1 protein-coding gene is annotated in these 241 nt (G+C 53.1%); it reads right to left on the bottom strand.

What is annotated here, in order from left to right; genetic code table 11:
• The coding region (locus IEQ44_RS16425) for a cellulose biosynthesis cyclic di-GMP-binding regulatory protein BcsB (protein WP_193639477.1) at window positions 1-241 on the bottom strand (241 nt) is incomplete at both ends.

The following is a 241-nucleotide window of genomic DNA, read 5'->3' as shown; positions in this document are numbered from 1 at the left end:
TGGGTTAATGGGCATTTGCGCCAGCGTTTTTTTACCCAACTGTTCTTTGGTCACTGGCAGCACGCCCATCAGTTCATCATTGAGATAAACCTTTAACTGCGACTGGACAGGCAGTAACGATGGCGATGGGGTGTATTCGAGGTTGAGCATCGCCTTCGTCACCACTTCATCGCTGCGCATACCAAACTCAATGCTGCCGTTCGGGTTAAAGCCACGTAGCTCCATGCTGCCCGGCGGCGGT

The organism is Nocardioides malaquae (assembly GCF_015070385.1).
GTDB classification, from domain to species: domain Bacteria; phylum Actinomycetota; class Actinomycetes; order Propionibacteriales; family Nocardioidaceae; genus Nocardioides; species Nocardioides malaquae.
This window is presented reverse-complemented; position numbering and strand designations above follow the sequence as displayed.